The organism is Clostridium sp. MCC344 (assembly GCF_018785365.1).
In the GTDB taxonomy this organism is placed as follows: Bacteria; Bacillota; Clostridia; order Lachnospirales; family Lachnospiraceae; genus Pilosibacter.
This window is the reverse complement of record NZ_WQPQ01000083.1, coordinates 10946-34858: the sequence shown is the minus strand read 5'-3', so window position 1 is coordinate 34858 and position 23913 is coordinate 10946. Positions and strand designations below refer to the sequence as shown.

Genomic DNA, 23913 nt, shown 5'->3' with positions numbered 1-23913 from the left:
TGTATAAACATCAGGATAAAGTTCCCGAAGGTTAATTTTCTTCATTATGTACCTCCATTTCGATTCACGGGTGATTGACGAGTGAATCGAATGGAGGTGGGGAACGACACCGGTATACAGCCGGATTATCTCCGAAAAAAAGGCCACAAAAAACGCCAGATTCCCGCAATGGGAAACTGGCGTGCCAAGAACAGTTATTATTATGCTGAATCACATGGAACGATAATGCCGATGCAATGCTATACTTGCCCGGAGGAGGGGCAATGCTTTTTTTAATTGATGTAGATCATGGGAGCTTTGAAAAAGCAAAAGAGACACAGCAAATTAACCTCCAAGCGGCTACCGTGTCCCTGCAAGTCGTCATTGGTTTGTGTAAACGCAAAGAAACGGCGGCTCTGAAATTGTCCTTCAAAACCGCCGATTGAGTTCAAACCTTAAAATAGCGCACGAAATTATCTGCCCCAGTCAACGGTTTTTTTCTTTCTCCGGACGGGGCAGATAACTTATTATGCAGAGCGGAGCCGATGTGCGCTAATCGGTTCCTTGTACTTTCTCCTTCAGCTTTCGGAAAGATGTATCACTGATGGCGTGTTCAATCCGGCAGGCGTCTTGTTCCGCTATTTCCTGATCGACGCCAGCAACGATAAGCTGCTCCATAAAAAACAAATGGCGTTCATAGATTTTCTCGGCAATCTCCCGACCTATGGCGGTCAGATGAAGGAATCCATCATCATCCACGGTCAGAAAACCACCGTTCTTCAAGACGCTTACCGCATGGCTGATACTCGGTTTGCTAAAGCCCATGTGCCGGGCAAGGTCAATGGAGCGGACCATGCCCATTTTCTTTTGTAGAACAAGGATAGCCTCCAGATAATCCTCCCCGGACGCATGAATCTTCATCAGTTCCTCCTTTATGCTTATTGTTGAATCCTCCAGCCCTCAGCCTGTTCCCGAATCTTAATAAATTCCTGATAGGTTCCCCTTTGAGCCAGCAATTCCTTATGGGTTCCTTTCTGCACGACGGTTCCACCATCAATGACAAGAATTTGATCCGCATTTTCAATCGTCGCCAGTCTATGGGCAATCGTTATGATTGTTTTACCATGTGTCAGTGCGGAAATAGCCTCTTGAATCAAATGCTCATTCTCTGGGTCAATGCTGGCCGTGGCCTCATCCAAAATAACAATCGGCGCATCTTTCAGCATGGCTCTGGCAATCGAAATCCGCTGCTTTTCACCGCCGGAAAGAGAAGAACCGCCCTCACCAATGACGGTATCATATCCATCTGGCAAGGCCATAATAAAGTCATGGCAGCGCGCTTTTTTTGCAGCAGCAATCATCTGTTCCTCCGAAGCGTCCGGGCTGCCGAATTTGATATTGTTACGGATCGTATCCCGGAACAGATATACATTCTGGAACACCATACTGATATTTTTTAGTAAGCTGTCACAGGTAAATTCTCGAATATCTGTTTCTCCTAAAGTGATTTTTCCGGCGTCAACATCATAAAAGCGTGCAATCAGGCTGCACAGGGTAGACTTGCCGCTCCCGGAAGGACCTACAATCGCTGTTGTGGTATTCTGCGGAATCGTGAAATTCACATCATGCAATACAGTCCGTTTATCGTAACCAAAGGATACATCCTGAAAAGTAATGTCATACGAGGTCGGTGTAATATCTTTTCCGTCCTGGTCGATATATTCTGCATTTTCCAGAGCTTCCAGCTTATTCATAGCGGAATCTATAAGACCCAGCATGTGAGCCGCGTCGTTAATGTTTTCCACACTTCCAAAGATTACGAAAGAAAACAGAACAAACATCAGGAAATAAGCAAGACTCATCTGCCCGTTAAGTGTCTGCCATGCACAGATAAACACAATCCCCATAGATGCCAGTTTTAAGGAGAACAGATGCAAGCAGTTAAATGGCGTATAGCCTTTTTCTACTTTGATATGAATATTTTTCAAATCCGTATTTGCCTTGCGGAAACTTTCGATAGAAGCCCCTTCCTGTCCGAACGATTTAACGATGGACAGCCCGCGGATATATTCAATCGCAGAGCCAGACATATCCTCCATGGCCTGGTGCGTGATAGCAGCGGTCTTTTCACTATGCCTGCTGATACCATGTAAGGCCAATGAGGAAAAGGCAACGCCGACAACAGAAATCACTGCTGCGGCTGGACTCAGGAAAAGGAAACACAGGAGAATTGCAATAAACTTTGCATATCCGTTGATGATGATATCAACCATCTTCATTCCCTGCAATTCGAGTGTGGATAGCTCCGTGGTAACACCTGTCAGAATATCGCCCACACTGTTTTTGGAAAAATATCCCAGAGGAACCCTTTTCAGCACATCGCCTAAATGGATTCGCTGCCCTGCGGCTACTTCATAACCAATGCTTTCCTGCAACACCGCCCGCAAATAAGAGAGTAGAAAGTTAAGCGCAATCGAGCCAACAATAATCCAAAGCGTCTGCCAGATCAGGGAGGATTCTATTGTGCTGCCTGCCCAATAAGCTGCGATTGCTTTATCAAGGGCATAAGCGGCAGCCATTGTAGGGATCGCCGTAGACAGGCTGCTGAAAAAGGAAAAAACAGAGCCAAGATAGAGGCGTCCCTTATATTTCCCCGCCCATTTAATGATCCGTTTCATAGACTTAAACATGAGCGGCCACCTCCTTCTTTTCACTCACAGACCAATTCTTCGCCCCGATGTGGGCTTTCCACATATCCGCATAAAGCGGACACCGCTTCAACAATTCTTCCTGCTTTCCGCAATCCACAATCCGGCCTTTTTTCAACACGACAATCTGATCTGCGTTCTGAATGGTGGAAAGGCGGTGGGCGATCACAAGAAGAGTTTTACCCTTTGATAACGCCATGATAGATTTCTGGATTTTATCTTCGTTCTGCGGGTCAGTAAATGCTGTCGCTTCATCCAAAATAACAATCGGGGCATTTTTGAGGATCGCCCTCGCAATCGCAATTCGCTGTTTTTCGCCGCCGGACAGCCTCTTTCCGGCATCACCGGCAGGGGTATCATATCCTTTGTCCAAACGCACAATAAATTCATCACAGCAGGCCGCTTTCGCCGCCGCATATACTTCTTCATCTGTGGCGTTTGGATTTCCAAGACGGATGTTTTCTTTCAGGGAGCAATTAAACAGGAAGTTATCCTGCGTCACAAAACTGACCAGTTCGGAAAGCTGGCGTATAGACAACTCTTTGATATTCTTCCCCCCAATGGTAATGTTGCCGCCTGTCACGTCCCAAAACCTTGCAATCAGACGGGCAATCGTTGATTTACCGCCGCCAGACGGTCCTACAAGTGCCGTAAAACTTCCCTCTGGCAATTCCAAGTTCACATCATGCAGTACTTCATTTTGCTCGGAGCCGTCATAGGAAAAAGTTACATGCTCCAACACAATATCATTGCGGGGTATGGATACGATTTTCCCTGAATCCGGCAGCACAGGCAGGTTCAAAAGTTCATTTGCCGCCTCTACTGCATATTCCATAGACTTTGCTTCGTTAATGAAAGTGGTTGCTTTCATCAACGGCCCAACAATGCTGAGGGAAAGAATAATCCCCATTGCAAGCTCTGCGGGGGAAATACTTCCATTCTGTACCAGCAGAAGGCCGACAGGAAGAACCCCCAGTAGCGTTGTGGGCATAATCGCCATCATAAGGTTCATCGTTTTCCATGTGCTCTTAAACCATGCCAGGGTAAACTCTTTGAACGACTGGACAGCATTAACAAATTTTTCATAGGAGCTTGTGCTTTGATTAAAAGCCTTTACAACCTCGATGCCTTCCACATACTCAATAATAATACTGTTGACATGGTTATTTGCCTCCATATAAGCGGCGTACTGACTGTTATAATTCCTCATAAGGAAAAACATAGGAATCATGGCCAGCACCGGAGCAATCAGAACCGCCAATCCCATGCGCCAGTCAATGACCATCATCCAGGTAAAAATTGCAACAGGGAGTAGGAGGTTAGAAGTCAATTCCGGGATCATGTGTGCCAAAGGCGGCTCTAAATCCTCCACCTTATCCATGATGATATTTTTCAGATAGCCGATTCGCCGCCCCATCACTTCGCCAAGAGGCGCTTTCATCAGCCGGTCCGCAATTTTAAGCCGGATTCCTTCCAAAACGGTATAGGCTGAAATATGCGCCAGGATCGTAGAGATTCCATGGCAGGCAACCCGTAGCAGGTAGCCCGCTGCTCCAACCAGACACCAAATCAGAATGCCATTCAGGGTCACATTCTGATTGATAAATGCCAGCAGGATTTCATATACAGCCCAAAAAGGAATAAACCCTCCTGCAACGCTCAGAATGGCGCAGAATACCGAAAGAGCCATTTTCCCCTTGCATGGTGCGGCGAAGGAAAACAGAATTTTCACCCAATTATCTTTTTGCTGCTTCATTACAATCACCTTCCTTCTTTTTAGTCAGCAAAGAAAAAAGGATGGGTAGTCTTTGCTAACCATCCTCATTGTAGCAGTATTCAATTCTTCTTTCCTCTCCAAAACGGCATTTATGCACCGTTTAGAAAAAAGATTTTCGGTATTCCATCGGCGTCTGCCCTATCACCTGCCGGAAAGCTGTTGCAAATTTACTGGGGCTTTCATATCCCACAGCTCCGGCAATTTCCGCAATTCCTTTTTTGGAATCCTGCCGGAGCATTGTGGCAGCAACGTTCATCCGATAACGGCGAAGATAGGAATACATGGAATCTCCGTATATTTCCTTAAAGCAGGTTTTCATCCCCGTCAATGAAATCTGGAATCGTTCAGCTAATTCATCCATCGTGTAATGCTCCTGCAAATTTGCCGTAATAAGATCATGGATCGCTTTGATTTTTTCTACCTGCCCTTTATAGAAATAAGGGCGATCTTCTTTGGAATCAGAAAACTGCAAAGCGTCCAGATATAAAAGCAGCTCCAGGGCTTTTACTTTATAGTAGTCACCTTTGATCTGCTGCGGGACAAAGTAAAGCTCTGAAAAAATATGTTCAATTCCTGGCTCATTATGAATCACAAACGGTTTCTTGTCATTGCAATACTTTTTTTGAAGCTCGTACAAATCAACAGAAAATCCGCCAAAAAAGTCTTTCAGCGCCGGCACAGCAATGTCCAGATCAAATCCCAGGGTCATCCCATGATAGTGGCAGAGTGGAAAGCAGAACCGTCCCGAATGGGAACGCCGGTCATCCACACGCATCTCATTCTCTTGCAAATAGCTATACGCATGATTGCCAATCTCGCTTTCGATCCGTCCCTCCCTGCAATGGTCTATATAGAGAAGCGAACTGTCCGTACTACTCTGAAAGTAGGAGGTACATTCTTTCAGGTGCATATCGCTATACATCACAAAAGCGCCATCAAAAATTTTGTGGGCTGTCATGGTTCCCTCGCCGCTCTCGTCAAAAAGCTGCAGGACAACGCAATCCTCAGTTTCAATGACATTTTTAACATTTGAGCCGCAGTTTATTTTACCATCAAACAGTTTGATTTCCGCCGCCTCCTTCCATCATAAAGAAATTAAATAACCGTTCCCGTCCTTCCGTATCCTGGAGGAAATAGTTTTCTTCCAATCTGCCGTTTTCCAGATGGATCACATAATTGCAGCACCTGAGTATAAATTCAGGATCATGGGTCACAATCACAATGGTTTTTCCTGAATCGGCAAGTCCTTTGACCGAATCGGCCACCTGCCTCATGTGAAAGAGATCAAGGCCGCTGGTAGGTTCGTCAAATAGTATAACCGGACGTTCAGAGGCAATCGCAGAAGCAATCGCCACACGTTGTTTTTGCCCTCCCGAAAGCCCCATCGGATGGCAGGCTTTGTACGGGAGCAAATCCATTTCTGTCAAGATAGCCTCTGCCTTTGCCACATTTTCAGGCGATTCATCGGAATCTTTCCCCGGCATACTTAACAGGACTTCCTCTAAAACGCTCTCCGTAAAAAGCTGATGATTTACATCCTGCATGACCATATAGCATAGCTTCAGCCGCTGTTTGCTTGAATAGGAAGTACCTTCTTTTTCGAGGATACCTTTACATCTTTTTTCCAATCCGCATAAGCAACGGGATAGTGTCGTTTTTCCGGCTCCATTGTGCCCGATGACCGCCGTTACATTTCCGGCAGGAAGCTCTATATTTTCCAGAGAAAGCGTTTCCGGCTGTTTCTTGTATGCGAAATGGAAGTGGTTCAGTTTCCATATCCCCTGCCCTGAATGTAGACTGGCAGGCTCAATGTCTGCAAACTCACCCAGGCCAAGAGGCCGTAATCCCATTTTAGCTTTTTCCGCCGCCGGAATCAACTGAAATTCCGGCAAAGTATAATCCCCTTGTATTTCCCCGTCGCTTAAATATATGATCCTGTCTGCCAGATCATAAAGATAGTAGAGCCGGTGCTCCGCAATAATAATTGTTTTGCCCTGTGACTTCAATATTTTTAACAGTTTCCGAAAATCAGCGATGGAATAGGCGTCAAGGTTGGAAGATGGCTCGTCCAAAACAAATATATCCGGTTCCACAGCAGCGGCAGATCCACAGGCGATTTTTTGCTTTTCCCCACCGGAAAGGGAGAAAACACTTCTGTCCAGTAGATTTGTAAGGTTCAACTGCTCTGAGACCAGTTTTACCCGCTTTCGGATTTCTGCTTCTTCCAATCCATGGTTTTCACATCCAAAGGCAATTTCGCTGGTCGTATCCACATTAAAAAATTGAGAACGTGGATTCTGAAAAACAGAACCCACTTTTTTTGATATATCAAACAGGGAAAGCCCGCTCATATCTTCTCCATCAAGCATGACAGTGCCTTCCAGCTTTCCATCGTAATAATGAGGAATCAGTCCGTTAAACAGCCGTGTCAGTGTGGTTTTACCGCAGCCCGATGTTCCGCAGAGCAGTACAAAATCCCCGTCGTTAATAGACAGGTCAATATTTCTTAATGTTCCGTGTCCTTCCCTGTCCCCAATGTCAGTTTCATTTGGAGGGTAGGAAAAAGAAACTTTTTTACATTCGATCATAGACCTACCTCCCTGTAATCATTGTGACAATAGGAATTGCAAAAGCCACCACACATAACAGCAGGAAAAAAACATCCTGCACATGAAAGCCGATCTCGCAGATGTTTGTCCTCTTGACCGGACCGCCCAATCCTCTTGTCAGGGCTGCCGCATTTAATTCTTCCCCGATCTTGACGGAACACATGATGACAGGGACAAGCCTGTATTCCAGCATTGCACTGGCTTTGCCCCCGCCAAAACGGATTCCTCTCATTTTCATAGCGTCCCCTATGGCATTATATTCTTCTACAACCGTAGGGAAAAATCGGAATATCACGGACATAGGAATGATGATCTGCTCCGGTAAATGCAGCTTCTTCATGGAGGCAACAAACTCGCTGACCGTCGTTGTCCTGACCGTGATGTATCCCATCATAATCCCTGGCACAAACCGCATAAAGAAACCGCAGATTGCAACAACAAGAAAGTTAGGAAGGCCGGACAGGTGGGGGAGCGCCCATAGTTGCAATATATAGCTGCCGCCATATAAAACAAAATAGATAACCGATCCCTTCCACGATTTTTCCGTGAGCAGTAGGATCAATGGAACAGCAGCCAAAATAGGAGCAAACTGTTTAGAAGCAGCCCCACCTCCGCCGCTCAAGACAAAGAGGGCAATCGTGATAAGCAATGCCAACTTTGTCCGAGGGTCTAACGACAGGCCGGTTTCCTTTTTTTTGCTTGCTAACAATTCACGGCGCATTATGCAATACCCGCACGCTTAAAGTGCTTTTTGAAAATTTTCTGGCCGATCACACCGCCGATCACGCCGCAAACGAACCCGGCAATCAAAAGAAGGGGGAGCGTATATGCCGAGATATAGCTCATAATGGAATCTGCATACTCTTGTCCATAACCGCTGATTAGCTGCTGATAGTAGCTGTCCCGTGTTGCAACAATGGGGATGTAGTTTCCGATGATCCACATAGAAAAAACACCATGCGATATGATTCCTTTTTTTGCACTCTTATAATCGCCGGATTTCAAAACAAGATCAGCCAGGACACCGAACACTGCACCGGTAATAATGCTCCAATACCCCATGCCGGTCAGCAACATTAAAATACCGCAGATCAGTCCTGTCAGTGATACCATTCCAAACTTCTGGACTTTAGAATAATATAGCATCATTACGATTCCGCCAATCAGCGGAACCAGCACGATCAGAAGCGGAAGAAAAATAGGGATAAATCCCAGCATGGCAATCGCCATCATCACCACAAAATAGATCGCAGTGAAGATTCCAACATTGATAAGGTCTTTTCCTTGTAGTTTATTCATTATTTGGTCCTCCTGTTTGCTTTTGTGTTAGCACCAGCTAACCGCATTTCAGTATAGCAGATATGTCGGTATGTTTCTTCTCCAAAAAGGCATTTTCGCTCTAAATAGACAATTACTTTGCTTTTGCTATCTTTACGGGGAGTGATTGCCTGCGTGTGTGTGAACATAGAACTATTCAACATTGAACAGAGGCGGTTCTTGCATAATTTGAAATGGAAACAGCCAAAATCTCCGCTTCAAATTGTAGTATTAGTAGAGGGAGAAATAGAAAGTAGGGTTTCGATAGCAAGCACAGCAAGCGAGTACCCGCTTGCGATTTTTCGGATTTTCAGGTCCCTTGCCCGAAAATGAAAAATGTTTGTTGGGATAATCTCAAACTCTTATGAAGAATGGAGGCAGCGCATGGCGAACCGAAAACGGAATATCCAGATGAATTTTCATGTCACAGAGAATAAAAAACGGCTCATAGATGAGCGGATAAAACTGATAGCCTCCCTACCGCATTCTATATCATTCTCGTTTGGCAACGAACTAAAAGCTGAAATCTGCCATTCATCCTCATAGTTCAATTAGCAGCCGGAAACGACATAATCATGGAGCAACCATGTTATCAAAAATGAATCAGCATAATCATACCGCTTATCAGGCATAATAAGGTTATTCCTTTACACAAACCGGAACGATACAATATTATTGAGGTGAACGATTATGCCGATTGATGATTTAACTGCTTTAGGGCAAAAAATGCGAGAAGCCCGAAAGAATAAAGAACTGACACAACAGGAACTTTCTGATCTGAGCCATGTTTCTGTAAAGCAAATCGCCAATATCGAAAAAGGGAAAATGAATCCTTCCTATTTGATTTTGAGAGCATTGGCAAAGGTCCTGCACATCTCTTTAGATACGCTTATAAATCCAGATGTTTCTCTGGAGGATGAGGGTGTCAATCAGATGAAAATGCTTTATTCCAGCTGTCCGCCAGAAATGCGTGACACCCTGCTGCATCACACCCAGGAAACGGTGAGGGAACTGACAGAGTTGTCCGAAAAATTTGAAACGAATTGAGCCAGTGAGTGAAATTTAACGATTCTCTCACTGGTTCTTTTCATTTTCGGAGAAAAGAGGCAAGCAATGCCTGTGTTAATACACACAGGCCCGCAGAGAAGAAAATCCCTCCGTGATTTTCCTCTCCGCTTGCTTGTTGAGGGCAGCGCCCCCAAGCCCCTTTGAACACAGAATTTCATTCTGTGGCTGCGCGTTCTGCGAACGCTTTTGACCAGGACCAGCTTACCGCTGGCCGTGGTCTTTTTCTTTTTCAACATCCTGTTCTACCTCCATTTTCAGCACTCGATCTACATTTGCCTTTGCCGTTAAAAGCTCCCGCATTTCCTCACGGGAACGCCGGTACTCGGCATAGGTCTTTTTCTTTTCTTCCAGCAATTTCGCGTACTCCGTCTGCAACTCTTTGACCTTGGGAAGCTTCTTGACTCCCATCTCATCAAAAGCATTCTTAGCAGCCTGGTGGAGCAGAATTTCTTCCTCATGTTCTTCCCGGAATTTCTTAGAGTAACCCGCCTTGCGGTATGCCACATAGACCTCACGGGTCTTGGCATAATTTACGATGTGAGTACGCAGAACAGCGATCTCTGCCATACGCTTTTCAGCCGCTTTGATCTGCGCCGAAAGATCATTGTGATGTGCCGTGGCAGCCGCAGCCTTTTCTTCCAAAACCGCATACTCCAGCAGATTGTTCTCTGACAGGTAATTCATGGTCTGCGCCATTTGTTTCAGATTAAAAACTTTAGCCCATCGAGCATAGCCAGCACCTTTTCCAGCCTGCAATTTTGCCTGAATGTCCACCAGCAGATTGACCTTCGGCGGCTCTGCCTGTGTGACGGTTTTCTTTCGCGGGGTATGTGCTTTCTTCCCTAAGAGAACTGCCCGCAAATCTTCCAATCCATATCCTTCGCCCAGACTGTCCATGCGGGCGGCTTTCTCCCAACCAGAGAGCTTCAGTCGATACGATTTTCCGCGCTTTGAGACTTCACAACCATACTCTTGCAACAGCTTCAGCAGTTCTTCAAAGTCAGCAGGACTTTGTGATAATGCGTTGTCAATCATCACACGCAGCTGTTCCCGATGGGAGGGCTTGGCCTGATCGCCCAGCCATTTGTTATAGCTCTTTCCGTGAAGTTTCGGATTCTCTACAATGGACAGTCCATTCTCAATACAGATGGTGTCACTTAGCCGACGAACCGCCTTGGTGCTGCCCCAAAAGTTTCGGAACTTCCGGTCATATTCTAAGCTGACCGATGACCAGATAATGTGATTATGAATGTGCGACTTGTCTATGTGAGTGCAGACCACAAAGGCATGATTGCCTTTAGTAAAACGCTTTGCAAATTCTACGCCCAGCCGGTTTGCTTCTTCCTGGGTAATCTCACCAGGGCGGAAGGACTGACGCACATGATAGGCAATCACATCATCTGTACCACGCACTCGTCCGGTAGCGGCAATGTACTGCCGCTTTGCCAGAAGGAACTCCGCATCCGCAGTCCGGCTGTCACACGCATAGCCGGTAATGAGCCTGCCGTTATCTGTTTTCTTTGGATTGGCCACATAGTCGATGATGTCACTGATCGCCCGACTCTCTGTGCGGCCTTTGCCGACATGAAGCGGCATGATTCTTGTAGTTGCCATAATAGAAGGTCCTCCTCTCATAAATATTTTTGTTTTCGCTGAACTCTTTGCTTCTATCGTTGCAATAACTTTCTCCGCTGGGTATAATAAAAAAGAACTTTCTACAACCTCAAAGGAGGGATTTCTATGATAGAACAGCTCATTGCTGAAGCAACAGAATGTGATTTCAAAATTGCTCTCGAAATAAAAAAGCCAAAAAGCTGGTTAAAAAGTGTCAGTGCCTTTTCCAATGGAATCGGCGGCACTCTGTTTTTCGGAATCTCTGATGACCGGAAACCTATCGGCTTGTCCGATGTTCAAAAGGATGCTGAGGCGATCAGCCGCTTAATTAAAGAACGAATCACACCATTACCTCAGTTTATCTTAAAACCATTACAGGAAGATGGTAAAAATCTATTAGCTCTGGAGGTTTCTCCCGGCCGTAGCACCCCATATTATTACAAGGCAGACGGCGTGATGGAGGCATATATCCGTGTTGGAAATGAAAGCGTAATTGCCCCTGATTACATTGTGAATGAATTGATCTTAAAGGGAACCAATCAGTCCTTTGATACCCTAACAACAGACGCGGTAAAAAAGGATTACAGCTTTACACTTCTGGAAGCAACCTATCTGGAACGGACCGGTCTCCGCTTTGAGCCATCCGATTATGTTTCCTTTGGTTTGACTGATAAAAATGGACTCCTGACCAATGCCGGAAAACTCATGACTGATCAGCACACGGTTTATAACTCCCGTATGTTCTGTACCCGGTGGAATGGCTTGGAAAAAGGCTCTATCTTTGATGATGCGCTGGACGATAAAGAATACGAGGGAAATTTGATTTATTTACTGAACAGCGGCAGTGAATTTATTCGCAATAATTCCAAAGTCCGTTTTGTCAAAAAGGCACAGTATCGTGTAGACAAGCCGGATTATGCTGAACGAGCTGTGACAGAGGCTCTTGTCAATGCGCTTATCCATCGTGATTATATTGTGCTTGGCAGCGAAATCCATATTGATATGTTTGATGATCGGGTGGAAATCACATCTCCGGGCGGTATGTTTGGCGGCGGCTCAATTCAGGAATACGATATTTACAGTATCCGTTCGATGCGACGAAACCCTGTGATTGCTGACCTGTTCCACCGCATGAAGTACATGGAACGCCGTGGAAGTGGCCTACGCAAAATCGTCAGTGAAACCGAAAAGCTGCCTGGATACACAGAGGCATATAAACCAGAATTTTCCTCAACAGCGACAGATTTCAGAGTCATCTTGAAAAATGTAAACTACATCATGTGCGGTGCTTCCGCACATGATACAGCACATGATGTCGCACATGATACATCTGTGATCAGCAAGCAAAACTTGCTATTGGAATTTTGTGCAGACCCTAAAAGTCGAGATGAAATGCAAGCATATATTGATGTTTCCAGCCGTTCTCACTTCAGCAAATATTACCTCAAGCCTTTATTATCTTCTGGTAAACTTGAAATGATGTTTCCAGACAAACCCAAAAGCAAAAACCAGAAATACACTACCGTTCATTCCAAATAACCAAGAAGCAGGGCACTGGGTCTCATCTCCCATTGTCCTGCTTCTTTTCATTCCAGATTATATTCACATCATTTACCCATACATCCAATCCTGGATCGCAAATTTCAAATTCTGCACCTTACCCAACAGCCAGATCGCCGCAAGCGGCAATCCCATCGGGCTAATCAAAAAAGCTATACCCAGCAAAATCACACCATTCTGCGGGGAATAGGTAATAATCACAGCCACGCCAAGCAGAGCAATTATCGTGCTGAGCAGACCAAGCACCAGACCGGATATGTAGATCAGCCCCGTACAAAGCCAGACAAAAATTGTCAACACCAAAATGGCCGGTGCAGTTACAATCATCAGCAGGCATTTCAAAATTTTTATTCCTGTTCCTCCCTCCAACGCTCCAGATGCCGTTTGCACAGGGCATCCGCTTCTCTCTCATCATCTTCCGTCACTTCCCGTTTTCCTTTGGTCAGTTCAATCTCCAGATAAGTCCGGTAATCATCGGCTAAGAGGTCGAACAGTTCCTTGGGAGTATGGCACACCTCGCCAGAGCAATAGTGAAAATCTTGGTCAAAATCAACTCTTACACATCCATGGCGGCTGATATAAACTTCTATGGTCTCGTCTGCGGTCAGGTAATCCGCAAAAATCTCCAGCACCTTTTCAAAGGTCAGCATCTGTTTTCACTCCTTTGCTACGCTTCTTATTCTACTCATATTATCCGGTACGGACAGGCAAAAGACAAGGATGCAGACAAAAAGAAAAAGCGGAGGAAGGTGCGGCGAAGAAACGCCGTTCCTCCCTCCGCAAATGGAGTATCTATCCCTGTTATGAAAGTTTGGAGAGTTGGGTAAGGATTTCCTTCACACCCTCCCACAGTTGTTCCTGCCGCTGGGATATATCCTCCAAGTCAGCATTATAAACCCGCCCGGTCTCATGCACTTTGCGGGTCAGCTGGTTCAAGTTGTTGCTGCTTCGGCGCATCAGGGAAACCAACTCCTTCAGCTCCGGCAGTTCCAGCTTGACCACATAACCATCCAGCGCCATTTTCCGCAGATAAGCGCTCAAATTCTCTGTCCCGTATTGCTGCATCTTTTGATGGATCAGTTCCAGTTCTTCTGCGGACACCCAAAACAAAACCGGAACATCCCGCTTGCGCTTTGCCATGGTTATCGCTCCGGCTCCCGTTTTTTCGGGGCGGCAGGCTTATGGGCAGGCGGTTCCTGTTTGAGCTTTTGCAGGACAGAACTTTTCTGCTGTTCTTGAGCGACTTTTCGGAACTGTCTGGTGAACAGGTCGGTCAAACCGGGATTGACCTGATCTACCACCAGATAGGCACAGTGGCGGGAAGCGCCGCTGTCCTCCAGCATAGGAATGGTTTTTGCCCATGCTTTATTGTCCTGAGAGATACGCCCGTCATAGTTCTTGCGCTGGATGGTGTTGGCAAGAATAAACTGTACCCGTTCCGTCCCGAACTTTTCCAGCACATCTTTGACCGCCGCCTCCGTATCCAGCCGATTCTCTGCATAGTGGGCGCTGATGGTCTGCTCAATAGCTTCTTTGCAGGCGCTGTTCGCCTGATATGAGAGGTTGTACTGTGCCATTTCCCCATGCTCGGATGCATAGGCAGCAGAATGTGGATAGACCGGTGTTGTTCGCAGTTCCTCTTTAGCTCTGCACACATCGTCGGCACGGTTCTCAATGCTGTCCCGGATCATATCCATATATCTGGTCTCCAGCTTTTCAAAATAACGGTACACATCCGCCAGCGGCGAGGGAGATTCCAAAAGCGCCTGGGCCTGTGCGTCGGTCAGCTCCAGCTCCTCCATCGCCATCACAATATCCTCCCGGACCGTGTACTCATAGGTGTGGTGCAGGATTTCCTCCGGGGGCTGGCTTTTCAACCAGTCCCTCATGTTATCGCACCTCCTCATGCTGTTTTGGTTTCTTGTCTGTACTGCGGGGCGTCGCCGGACGCTTCAGGCTGTCCAGCACCGAAGTCCGTGTGCTTTTGGCAACAACAGCCTCGGCGTGTGCCTGTCCCTTTCCGTCGATGTTGAGCAAAGTATCCAACTCCACCAGACGGGCATTTTTGCTTTGCAGTTCTTCTTCATAAAGGAATGGCTTTCCGACTTCCTCCTTTGCGGCAGCCTGTTGCTGATAGAGGTTATCCAGCTGGGCCTTTGCCGCCTCCAGACGCTGGGGCATCTGGGCGAGGGCATTGTCGATACGGGTAAGATTTCCGCGAAGGTCTGTACCAAGGGTTGCCCGGTGGGTCATCTGTCCTTTCAGCAGGAGCGTATACTCCTGTTTCCAAGCGGAAAATTCCACGGATATGGCATATCCCCGGTAGCTGCCAATCTGCACCGGATCGGAGGTTTTGACCTCCTTGCAAGCATCCAAAAGGGCTGCACCGGCGTTCTCCTTATCGGTCAGCAGATCACCTCGGATTTCCATACCAGCAAAACCGTCCTCCGGGTGCGGGTGCGCTGCCAAAACCTCCAGGTCAGATTCAAAGCCCTTGATAAAACCTTTGTGCTTTTCAATCTCCTCCGGGAAGTATTTGAGCAGCTGATCCTCCAGACGATACTGCTTGCTCTGGTGGTCGGCTTTCATCAGCTTTAGGCGGGATACCTCCACATCCAAATCCATACGCTCTTTGATACGGGGGTCTCCGGCACACAAAGCCTTGATCTCTGCAAAACTGAGGGCGGTTTCATCCACATCATCGCAGGAACGCACCGGCGATTTAGAAGTCATGATCTGACTGATGAATTTTTGCTTGTTCTCCACCGTCTGCCAGAGGTATGCGTCAAAGGTTCCTTCTGTCACATAGCGGTACACATGGACAAGAGGATTCTGGTTGCCCTGGCGCTCGATACGGCCCTTGCGCTGGGCAAGGTCTCCCGGTCTCCACGGACAGTCCAGGTCATGAAGTGCCACCAGACGGTCCTGCACATTGGTGCCTGCGCCCATCTTGGCGGTGCTGCCCAAAAGGACACGCACCTGACCGGTACGGACTTTAGAGAACAACTCCTTTTTCCGCACTTCGGTATTGGCTTCATGGATAAAAGCGATCTGGTCGGCAGGCATTCCCTGAGCAATGAGTTTCTGACGAATATCGTCATATACCGTAAAGACCGGTTCCTGCTCCGGCAGAGGCACAGCGCCTTCCAATGCGTGAAGCAGTGGATTATCCAGCGTTTTCGCCGCCTTGCTTGCAGGAGCTTTTGCCTGCGGTGTAGAAATGTCGCAGAACACCAGCTGGGTCAGCTTGTCAGCTTTGCCATCCCGCCAGATCTGCATGATGTTGTCCACGCATTGATTGACCTTTGTGCCAGGTTCATCCGGCAGCATCTGGTTGACGATTCTCTGATCCAGGCCCAGCTTACGGCCATCCGAGGTAATCTTGAGCATATTGTCCTGGGACGGGTCAACGGTTCCGCTGTGTACCAGCGATGCGCGCTCCGAAAGGGTCTTGACCATTTCCTGCTGATGTTCGGTAGGCTGCGCCACGATGTTGTGGTATTCCACCTCCGGGGTGGGCAGGTTCAGTTGGTCGGCAGTCTTGATGTCCGCCACTTCTTTGAACAGGTTCATCAGCTCCGGCAGATTAAAGAACTTGCTGAATCTCGTTCTTGCCCGGTAGCCGGTGCCTTCGGGAACGAGTTTGTCAAGATGATTTTTGCAAGTTTTCTAAATTCAAATATTTATCCGCTGAAAAATCTCCCAACATCTCGTGTCTGCATATTTCTTGAAACACCGTATTCAAAGGCTTCTTCGCACTTTCCGATTGCTTCACATTGACAATAAAAGTTGTTTTGCCTATTCGTGTTGTATAAGATAAAGTGTTTTCTTTCATATAGTCCGTTTCTCCTTTTCATAAATTGACTGGTGGGGCATTCCGTTTGGAACACCCCACAAATACAGCCTGTTTCATCGGAACATATCAAGAAGTCATTAAGTCGTGAGTATAATGGAAATGGTTATCTCTCCATATCCCGCTTGTTTCTTCGTGCCTTGGTACGCTCTTGTCTTTCTTTTTCCCTTGCTTCTTTTTCGGCTCGTTCCTGTTCTTCCTTAAAAGAAAAAAGTTGCTTCACTTTTTCGGTAAAAAGTTTAGCAACTTCGGGGAAATGCTCCAACGCTTCAAGAAAAGGTCTGCACTTTTCTTTCAGTTCGTTGTATTTGGTTTTCATTCTTTCCAGTGCGTTTGCACTGTCCATATATTTCTGTCGGTAATAACTTGCACTCTGCTCCAAGTTCTTAATTTTCCCACGACTGGTAATACCCTCTTTTGCAAGGGCAGTCAGTTGAGAATAATCCTCTTTGGAGATTGCCATTTTACCTGTGATTGTTTTCTGCCCCATACTGTCAATCTCGTTTAAGGTTTTGGAGATATGACGGGCAGGCTCATACTTGACCTGTTCCTTTTGAATACGCTTCTGCAACTTCTCCAATCGCTCTTTGTCCTGCTTGATTTGATATTGCAGTGAAGTCAAATGCTCGGCTGTACTTCCGTATTCGCCACGCTGAAAGCCTTTGAACCCTTGCTCCGTCATATAGTTAAACAATTCATCTTGCAGTATGCTGTACGAAGCACGAAACATCGGCTTGCCGTTCTTTCTTAGCAACGGATTTCCTTTTTCATCGGTCAGCGGAATATCTGATTTCCATTTCTTTGAATGGCTAATCTGATTAACCACTTCCTTGACTGTTCCTCGCAATTCGGGGTCTTTACAGCGCTTACTCCATAGAATTTCTTTCTCCACTACTGGCAGAACCATAGCGTGAAGATGATAATGGTAAACCTCTTTTCCCAGTTCTTCGCTTGCTGCCACATTGATTTCATCGGCGTGCATTACTGCCGATATAACATTGTCAGCACCGAATTTTTCCACGATGAAACGATAGGCTTCTTCATAAAACTGCTTTGCGTATTCATAGCCACCGTTACGCTCGAAGTACATCGTGTTCACATCAATCACAATCTCATTAAACAGCGTTGCGTCTTTCCTTAACCCACGAAGAGACACCTGACCGTCTGTTTCCATCTGCTTTAACTGTTCCATATAGGTCGGGGCGGTCGGCTTTTTGAAATGCACATTATAGGGTATTCGTTCCTCAATCACATTCATATTTTCGTAGGTTTCATTCTTGCGTTCGTTGTGCCTTTCTGCCTTGCTCACATCAGAAGCGGTGTACTGTTTTACCCTTGCACAACTCATATCCGCCTTGTCGGTTTTTGCCATTTTTCTCTCCTTTCTCGGCAGGGGCGAAGCCATTACACAACATTCTTTGAATGTGTGTAACCCACTATGACACTTTCAGACTTCGTCTGCAAAGATGTCGTGGGCAAGGGCTTTCCTCCCTTGACCTCCCTTTAATGCCTCAAACAAAAAACAGGCTGTCTATTCATCAGACAACCTGTTTTTATGCTCTCGGCATATCACCCATCGGCAAAGACCAGTACCACAGAAAGCCTTGTTTTCGGGAGATAACTCCTGCTTTCTTCTTTGCCTTTTTGATGGTCGATTTCTTGAACCCTGCGGCTTCCAGTTTTTCTTCGCAATCCGAAGAAAGCATTTCTCCGTCTTTCAGCATTTCTAAAAGAAATTCTTTCGCCTTGAGTTCCTTTTCGTTCGGTCTGCCCATTTTGGGTGCGAGGGATTGGAACGCTTCTTCTGCGGTCATTTCCATTTCAGAAATAAAGTCCACTCCCTTTTCTGCCACCTCAAAAAGAATTGCCGAGCCTGTCGGGGCAAGGTTAGATTTCACTTGCACCATATATCTTTCTGCTGGTGCTTCTTTGTTCGGTGAGCGTGTGATTGCAAGAATACTTCTTGCAGCACCCGCAATATCAATAGAACCGTTGGTACGATAAAGAGGGTTGGTATCTCTCATCTTGTTCATATGAGCGATAATCACGATTGCACAGCCAGTATTCTTTGCAACCGCTATCAGATGATTAAACTCTGCTCTTGTTTCGTTGGCATTGTTCATTGAACAGTTCTCTCCGATATAGGAGCTCATCGGGTCAAGAATTAAAAGTTTTGCGTGATACTTTTCGATTGCTTCAGCAATGCGGTTATCCCCAAAGGATAAAGACTTTTCATCTTCCTTGATAAAGATAAGATTTTCCCCATTACCGCCAGCCGAATTAAATCGGGGTACTACCGTATCATCTGCGTCATCTTCCGTTGTCTGATAGATGATAGTCATAGGCTCTGTTTCTTCATCGGTAAAGGGGAGAGGCTCTCCCTTAGAGAGCAGGGCGGCAATGGAAAGCATTAACTTGCTTTTTCCATCGCCGGGATCGCCCTGCAACAGCGTAACCTTGCCGAATGGAATATACGGATACCACAGCCATTTCACTTCTCTCGGTTCGATTTCACTTGCCTTGACAACTTCAAGAGGTACACTTACAATCATTTCATTTTCCATCTGCTTCATTTTTCTTCGTTCTCCTTTTTGATAAATATTTGGGGCAATACACCACGATACAACGGAAACTCTGCTTGCAGTCATTACTGCATTTTCTGCAAAGTCCGTTGTAGGTAATGCGATTTCTTACGTTCAGAAACAATGCCCACTCTTGTTTCCGTTTCTTGCTCATTCTCGGCATATCAATCCTCCTTTCCGTCTGAAAATAAAAAAACCACAGGAAAGATACTCAGAGCCTTGTTTCTGTCATTTTTCGGGGCGAAAATCGGGCAAAATTGCCTTTCTAAGCCTTTCAAAAAAATCACGCAAGGTATTTGTACTAACCTGTGGTTATGTATGAAATTGTAGGGTTTGGGGCAACAAAAAACACCGTATTTCTACGATGTTTTCTGTCATTCAAGTAGCAAAAAACGTGACCACTAAAATTATAATCATAAGAACAGGCAAAAAGCGAAGATACCGTTCTAATAGAGCTTTTTAGACTTGTTTTTTGGGGCTTTATATTACTTTCCCTATTTTTTAAGGGTATAGGGTGTTACATCAAGTTCTTAGTATATGAAATTTGCAGATTATTCTTGGATTTGGCTCAAATCAAATGCACCGTTCTCAATCAACTTCAAAATTGTGTCTGCCAAGTTGTTTTTTACAGTTTCACTTTCATTTTCAACGCCAGAATACTCTACATAAATAGTGTTCTCTCCCATATCAAAGGTTGCATAATATATTACGGTTTTGACACCTTGACTATTTGACTTTGTTACGAAATATCCTGCGTTGATATCAACGCCGTCTACACTTGAAGTGATTGTATTTCCATCAATGATAGTATCTAATAGATTTACACCCTGTTTAGAAACTACCATTCTTGTATCATCAATTTTTCCCTCAAAACCCAGAATATTATGATTGTCAGCATCAAAATAAGCATCTGCGGTAACAGGCAAGTCTGCAAAAAGCATTTCAATTTCAGCATCGCTCAAAGGTCTTGTTGTTACATTTAAGTTAATTGAAGATTGTGATAAGTCATTTTTAACAAAAGTAATTGTTTCTCCATCATTCAGCGTGGCAATATCGTTTTTTGTACCAAACAGATTGCTTTGAAAAACTCCCACTCCAATCACAGCAACGAGTACGAAGCAAGCTGCAACAGACACCCATTTTTGCCGATTAGTTATTTTACTTGTTTTTTTCATAGGTTCAGCCTCCTTAATATACTGATTATCGACATTTCCCAATGCCCTTAAAAGTTTCTTTTCTTTCATACAGAGATACCTTCTTTCTCTAACAATTTTTTGAGTTCGTTCCTTGAACGAAATAATGACATCTTGATTTTGCTCTCGCTCATACCATATTCCGTTGCAATTTCTTTAATGGGCGATAAATACCAATATCTTCTCATAAAGATTTTTCGCTGTTCTAATGACAGGGAAGAAAGAAAGCGGTTGAGAATATCCGTTAGAGCGATTTCTTCAACAATGTTTTCTGTACTATCCAACGATGGTATGCACTCTTGTATTTCATCAAAAACCAATGGCATTTGCCCACCATTACGTTTCTTTGCATTAAGCAGTTCGTACCTGTCCAAAGATAGGTTGCGAGTAATCTTCCCTAAAAAAGTTTTTAGGACAGATGGACGGTTAGGCGGTATGCTGTTCCAAGCTCTTAAATAAGTATCATTTACACATTCCTCGCTATCTTCGTCATTGTGAAGAATATTAAAGGCTATGTATCTGCAATACTTTCCGTATTTTTTTGAAGTTTCGGATATAGCAACTTCGGAGCGCTCCCAATATAAATCTAATATCTGCTTATCATCCATAGGCTTCTCCTCCTTTCCCTTGTATTAAGGCCTTTCACCCTAATAAACGGGAAAAATGTGTCAAGCGTCACTTAAATTCAAAAAATATTTATTCAAAGATTAGCTTTCATTTTTTGAAAGAATATAATAAAACAGCAAAAGGCTTACACCTACAAGTCTCTTAATATTCAATGCGGAAAATTACAATTCATCACTCTCATTTTAACACATCATACCATCTTTATGAACTTTCAATTTAACCACTTCCATTACACTCACGACTTAATGACTTCTTGAATACTTCCCGAAAAAGAAAACTGCCATCAGTAAAGACAGCAGTTCCTTTTCGGCTGGTATGCTATTAGGAATACACAATATCGTTCAATACAATCTCATCTGCACAGGCTCGGATATTATTCATCAATCCGACCCATCTCATCATATCCTCCGCTTTCAGTTGTTCCGTCACACCTTGTTTTCTTGCCATTTCCTTTATCAGATACTCCGCCATATTACACGCCGAAGTATCAATTTCAGCAAGGTGTTCATATAACTTTCCGCTTGTAAGCAGATTGCAATATAAGACTTTCCTATGCTCCCTCAAATATCTTTCCCTCATTCTTCCGTATTTTGTGAGCGTAGGCGGTTCTTCGTTTTCTATCGTCAAGCATGGATAGTAATAATCTCCGATGAGTTCGTACTGGATACCAGTTCTTTCGTCTGTAATAAATCTTTGCATTCTGATTTCTCCTTCTGCTTCTTGTGATAAAATTCCAAAGACTTCTCGTTATGGTTTATCTTTTGACATTCTTCGGAACAGAATTTCTGCTGACTGTGTGTAGGCCAGTAGGTACTGCCACACACAGCACAGACACGCTGACGATAATAATGATTTCCTTTTTCAGCTTCTCTGTCGGCTTTTGTCTTGTCCTGCCTTGCCTGATAGCAACAATCTTTTGAACAGAATATCTGTCGGTTACTTGTAGGCACAAACTCTTTTTGACAGTGAGGACATATCTTTGTCTTGACGATTTCTCCACCGTTTTCAGCGAGTTTTTTCGCCTTTCGCTTCTCTCGGTAGGCTTTTTCACGCTCACGCTGTTTTGCCAAGCGTTCCATCTCAATCTGTTCTTCCTGTGCCTTTATTTCAGCAAGTTCTTCTTCTGTATAGGCAATATCGACCTGCCCGACATAGTTGAAGTAAATATCAACCTTTTGTGTCCTTGCTTTTCCCACACCCTCTGCTTCATAAACCACAATCTTGTCAATGAGTTCAGCAAACATCAAATCGGAAATTTCTGTCGGCTCTTTGCACTTGCGAATTAAAGAAATGAAATGCTTAATATCAACAGCATTTACTTTTTCTTCGGTAAGTTCCTTTTCCATTTCCTCAATCTTCGTTTCCAGCTCAGCCTGTTCGTCATCGTACTGCTTCATCAGTTGCTTATACTGTCTTTCGGGCAGTAATCCCGAAACAAGATTTTCATACAAGCCACGAATAAGTTTAGACAATTCATCGTATCGCTTCTGAAAACGGTGCAATTCCGATTTATTGTGCTTTGGCTTTTCTGTCTGCTTTTCATTCCAAAGTGCTTGAAGTTCCTTTGCAAAGGCTTCTTCGTCATTCAGAACAAATCTTGATAATCGTTTGACAGCCGATAATATCAAGGCTTCAACATTATCAGCACTAATTGAATGGGCAGAGCAGGAGTTTACTTTGCTTGCATATCCGCCGCAACGGTAAGAATACTGCACCGAACGGTCTTTTTTACTGTAATGCGTTTGCAGGGTCATTCTTCTGCCACAATCCGCACAGTACAGATAACCGCTTAAACGGTTGCTATGCGTACCTTTGGCTGCTGTCCTGTTCGCTCGTTTCTTTCGCTTCTGAACGCTGTCCCAAAGTTCCTGCGTGATGAAAGGCTCGTGTGTATTATAAAATACATACTGCTCATCTTCATCGGTATTCTTCCTTTTGTGCAGTTTGAAATTGGTGCTGACCGACTTACGCAAAACGGTATGACCAAGATATTCCTGTCTGCTCAAAATTGCTCTTATGGTTGACATTCCCCAAAGATACGGGTCTGTAAACTTTATTCCATTATACTGTTCGGGGTGATATTCCTTTGCGTGTGCAGCCGGAATTAAAACCTTTTCTTCGGTAAGCAATTCAGCGATTGCTCTCGGACTTTTGCCCTCGTTGGCAAGCAAAAAGATACGCTTTACCACCTCAGAAGCCACAGGGTCAACGACAAGCGTTTGTTTGTCGGTTGCTAATCGGTTATACCCATAGGGAATAGAACCGCTGCAACGCTTTCCGTCTTTCATACGGGCATCAAACACAGCCTTGATTTTATTACTTGTGTCTTTGGCGTACCACTCGTTCATTATATTCAAAAACGGGGCAAAGTCATTATCAGAAGCATTATCGCTGTCAATACTGTTGTTTATTGCAAGAAAGCGGACATCTTTCTGTGGAAACAGAACTTCCGTATAAAAGCCGACTTGCAGATAATTTCGCCCCAATCGGCTCATATCCTTAACAATAATCGTTGCGACATTTCCTGCTTCTACTTCTTTAATCAACTCTTGAAAACTCGGACGATTGAAATTCACACCCGAAAAACCATCGTCAGTAAAATGGCGGATATTCGTAAAGCCATTTCTTCGGGCGTGATCTTCCAAGTATTGCTTTTGGTTGGTGATTGAATTTGACTCACCATTGAGGTCATCATCTCTTGATAAACGCTCATAAAGTGCTGTAATCTTTGAAGTCCTTGACATTCTCTTATCCTCCTTTCTTTATGTAATCTGATTTAGCATTACAGGGATTACTCCCTCTGCTAATAGGAGAAAATAGGGATGCAAAGCGGAACTGTTTTTCAAGAAAATTAAAAGATTTTTTTGAAGTTCCAAAACCGATTTTGATAGCCTATTTTCAATTTAGGAACGCATTATTTATCGTCCTACTAAATTATATCCTTCCGGTGCCAGCTCTAATGCTGTGACGGTCTCCCCAAATCGGGAAGCCCAGCAGTCGAAGTGGGTCATGTTCAGTTCTTGCAG

23 protein-coding genes and 1 pseudogene are annotated in these 23913 nt (G+C 44.8%); 3 read left to right on the top strand and 21 right to left on the bottom strand.

The window, feature by feature from the left end:
* Nucleotides 1-263: 263 nt before the first annotated feature.
* On the top strand, nt 264-425 hold the full coding sequence (locus GPK90_RS16810) for a hypothetical protein (RefSeq protein WP_215703492.1): 162 nt from the start codon (nt 264-266) through the stop codon (nt 423-425).
* A gap of 106 nt (nt 426-531) precedes the next feature.
* On the opposite strand, the gene GPK90_RS16805 is transcribed toward GPK90_RS16810, so the two are convergent.
* From GPK90_RS16805 to GPK90_RS16775, 7 genes are all read right to left on the bottom strand, one after another.
* Nucleotides 532-900, bottom strand: a complete 369-nt coding sequence (locus GPK90_RS16805; protein WP_147571832.1) for a metal-dependent transcriptional regulator — start codon at nt 898-900, stop codon at nt 532-534.
* Between the two features lie 17 nt (nt 901-917).
* Complete coding sequence (locus tag GPK90_RS16800) at nt 918-2669, bottom strand: ABC transporter ATP-binding protein (protein WP_147571833.1); 1752 nt, start codon at nt 2667-2669, stop codon at nt 918-920.
* On the bottom strand, nt 2662-4443 hold the full coding sequence (locus GPK90_RS16795) for an ABC transporter ATP-binding protein (protein WP_008728414.1): 1782 nt from the start codon (nt 4441-4443) through the stop codon (nt 2662-2664). The genes GPK90_RS16800 and GPK90_RS16795 overlap by 8 nt, the downstream gene beginning before the upstream one ends.
* 121 nt (nt 4444-4564) lie before the next feature.
* The gene (locus GPK90_RS16790) at nt 4565-5422 is read right to left on the bottom strand and encodes a helix-turn-helix domain-containing protein (protein ID WP_172615915.1); all 858 of its coding nucleotides are present in this window, start codon (nt 5420-5422) and stop codon (nt 4565-4567) included.
* Between the two features lie 94 nt (nt 5423-5516).
* The gene (locus GPK90_RS16785; RefSeq protein ID WP_008728412.1) at nt 5517-7052 is read right to left on the bottom strand and encodes an ABC transporter ATP-binding protein; all 1536 of its coding nucleotides are present in this window, start codon (nt 7050-7052) and stop codon (nt 5517-5519) included.
* Between the two features lie 4 nt (nt 7053-7056).
* Nucleotides 7057-7794, bottom strand: coding sequence for an energy-coupling factor transporter transmembrane component T (locus GPK90_RS16780; RefSeq protein WP_008728411.1), 738 nt, complete (start codon nt 7792-7794; stop codon nt 7057-7059).
* Complete coding sequence (locus GPK90_RS16775) at nt 7794-8372, bottom strand: MptD family putative ECF transporter S component (protein WP_008728410.1); 579 nt, start codon at nt 8370-8372, stop codon at nt 7794-7796. The genes GPK90_RS16780 and GPK90_RS16775 overlap by 1 nt, the downstream gene beginning before the upstream one ends.
* A gap of 708 nt (nt 8373-9080) precedes the next feature.
* Here GPK90_RS16775 and GPK90_RS16770 point away from each other — a divergent pair.
* Entirely contained in the window at nt 9081-9437 is a 357-nt protein-coding gene (locus GPK90_RS16770; RefSeq protein ID WP_015524603.1) for a helix-turn-helix domain-containing protein, read from the top strand.
* 222 nt (nt 9438-9659) lie between these two features.
* On the opposite strand, the gene GPK90_RS16765 is transcribed toward GPK90_RS16770, so the two are convergent.
* Nucleotides 9660-11072 (bottom strand): relaxase/mobilization nuclease domain-containing protein, encoded by a 1413-nt coding sequence (locus GPK90_RS16765; RefSeq protein ID WP_008817073.1) that lies wholly within the window; start codon nt 11070-11072, stop codon nt 9660-9662.
* A 126-nt stretch (nt 11073-11198) separates the two neighbouring features.
* Between GPK90_RS16765 and GPK90_RS16760 the strand changes: the two genes are divergently transcribed.
* Nucleotides 11199-12611 carry an ATP-binding protein gene (locus GPK90_RS16760; protein WP_147571834.1) on the top strand — a complete coding sequence of 471 codons (1413 nt, stop codon included), beginning with the start codon at nt 11199-11201 and terminating at the stop codon, nt 12609-12611.
* A gap of 72 nt (nt 12612-12683) precedes the next feature.
* On the opposite strand, the gene GPK90_RS16755 is transcribed toward GPK90_RS16760, so the two are convergent.
* From GPK90_RS16755 to GPK90_RS16700, 13 genes and pseudogenes are all read right to left on the bottom strand, one after another.
* Nucleotides 12684-12983 (bottom strand): CD1845 family protein, encoded by a 300-nt coding sequence (locus GPK90_RS16755; RefSeq protein WP_031475902.1) that lies wholly within the window; start codon nt 12981-12983, stop codon nt 12684-12686.
* A complete protein-coding gene (locus GPK90_RS16750) occupies nt 12980-13282 on the bottom strand; it encodes a hypothetical protein (protein ID WP_147571835.1) in 303 nt (100 codons plus the stop codon). The genes GPK90_RS16755 and GPK90_RS16750 overlap by 4 nt, the downstream gene beginning before the upstream one ends.
* A gap of 151 nt (nt 13283-13433) precedes the next feature.
* A complete protein-coding gene (locus GPK90_RS16745; RefSeq protein ID WP_425518628.1) occupies nt 13434-13778 on the bottom strand; it encodes a plasmid mobilization protein in 345 nt (114 codons plus the stop codon).
* Complete coding sequence (locus GPK90_RS16740) at nt 13775-14539, bottom strand: DUF3848 domain-containing protein (RefSeq protein WP_486463678.1); 765 nt, start codon at nt 14537-14539, stop codon at nt 13775-13777. Before GPK90_RS16740 ends, GPK90_RS16745 begins: the two co-directional genes overlap by 4 nt.
* Nucleotides 14523-16277, bottom strand: a pseudogene (locus GPK90_RS16735) (helicase-related protein); the annotation flags it as partial. The pseudogene GPK90_RS16735 and the gene GPK90_RS16740, both read right to left, overlap by 17 nt.
* 1 nt (nt 16278) lies before the next feature.
* The gene (locus tag GPK90_RS16730) at nt 16279-16467 is read right to left on the bottom strand and encodes a transposon-encoded TnpW family protein (protein WP_004452856.1); all 189 of its coding nucleotides are present in this window, start codon (nt 16465-16467) and stop codon (nt 16279-16281) included.
* Nucleotides 16468-16591: 124 nt separating this feature from the next.
* On the bottom strand, nt 16592-17857 hold the full coding sequence (locus tag GPK90_RS16725; protein WP_215703491.1) for a plasmid recombination protein: 1266 nt from the start codon (nt 17855-17857) through the stop codon (nt 16592-16594).
* A 181-nt stretch (nt 17858-18038) separates the two neighbouring features.
* Complete coding sequence (locus GPK90_RS16720) at nt 18039-19058, bottom strand: AAA family ATPase (protein WP_215703490.1); 1020 nt, start codon at nt 19056-19058, stop codon at nt 18039-18041.
* On the bottom strand, nt 19039-19230 hold the full coding sequence (locus tag GPK90_RS19235; protein WP_252197561.1) for a hypothetical protein: 192 nt from the start codon (nt 19228-19230) through the stop codon (nt 19039-19041). The genes GPK90_RS16720 and GPK90_RS19235 overlap by 20 nt, the downstream gene beginning before the upstream one ends.
* A 388-nt stretch (nt 19231-19618) precedes the next feature.
* Complete coding sequence (locus GPK90_RS16715; protein WP_054690455.1) at nt 19619-20311, bottom strand: hypothetical protein; 693 nt, start codon at nt 20309-20311, stop codon at nt 19619-19621.
* Nucleotides 20308-20868: an RNA polymerase sigma factor gene (locus GPK90_RS16710; protein ID WP_156067169.1), complete on the bottom strand. Its 561-nt coding sequence runs from the start codon at nt 20866-20868 to the stop codon at nt 20308-20310. The genes GPK90_RS16715 and GPK90_RS16710 overlap by 4 nt, the downstream gene beginning before the upstream one ends.
* Nucleotides 20869-21208: 340 nt before the next feature.
* The gene (locus GPK90_RS16705; RefSeq protein ID WP_054325472.1) at nt 21209-21586 is read right to left on the bottom strand and encodes a TnpV protein; all 378 of its coding nucleotides are present in this window, start codon (nt 21584-21586) and stop codon (nt 21209-21211) included.
* A complete protein-coding gene (locus GPK90_RS16700; protein ID WP_215703489.1) occupies nt 21511-23631 on the bottom strand; it encodes a recombinase family protein in 2121 nt (706 codons plus the stop codon). Before GPK90_RS16700 ends, GPK90_RS16705 begins: the two co-directional genes overlap by 76 nt.
* Between the last annotated feature and the right edge of the window lie 282 nt (nt 23632-23913).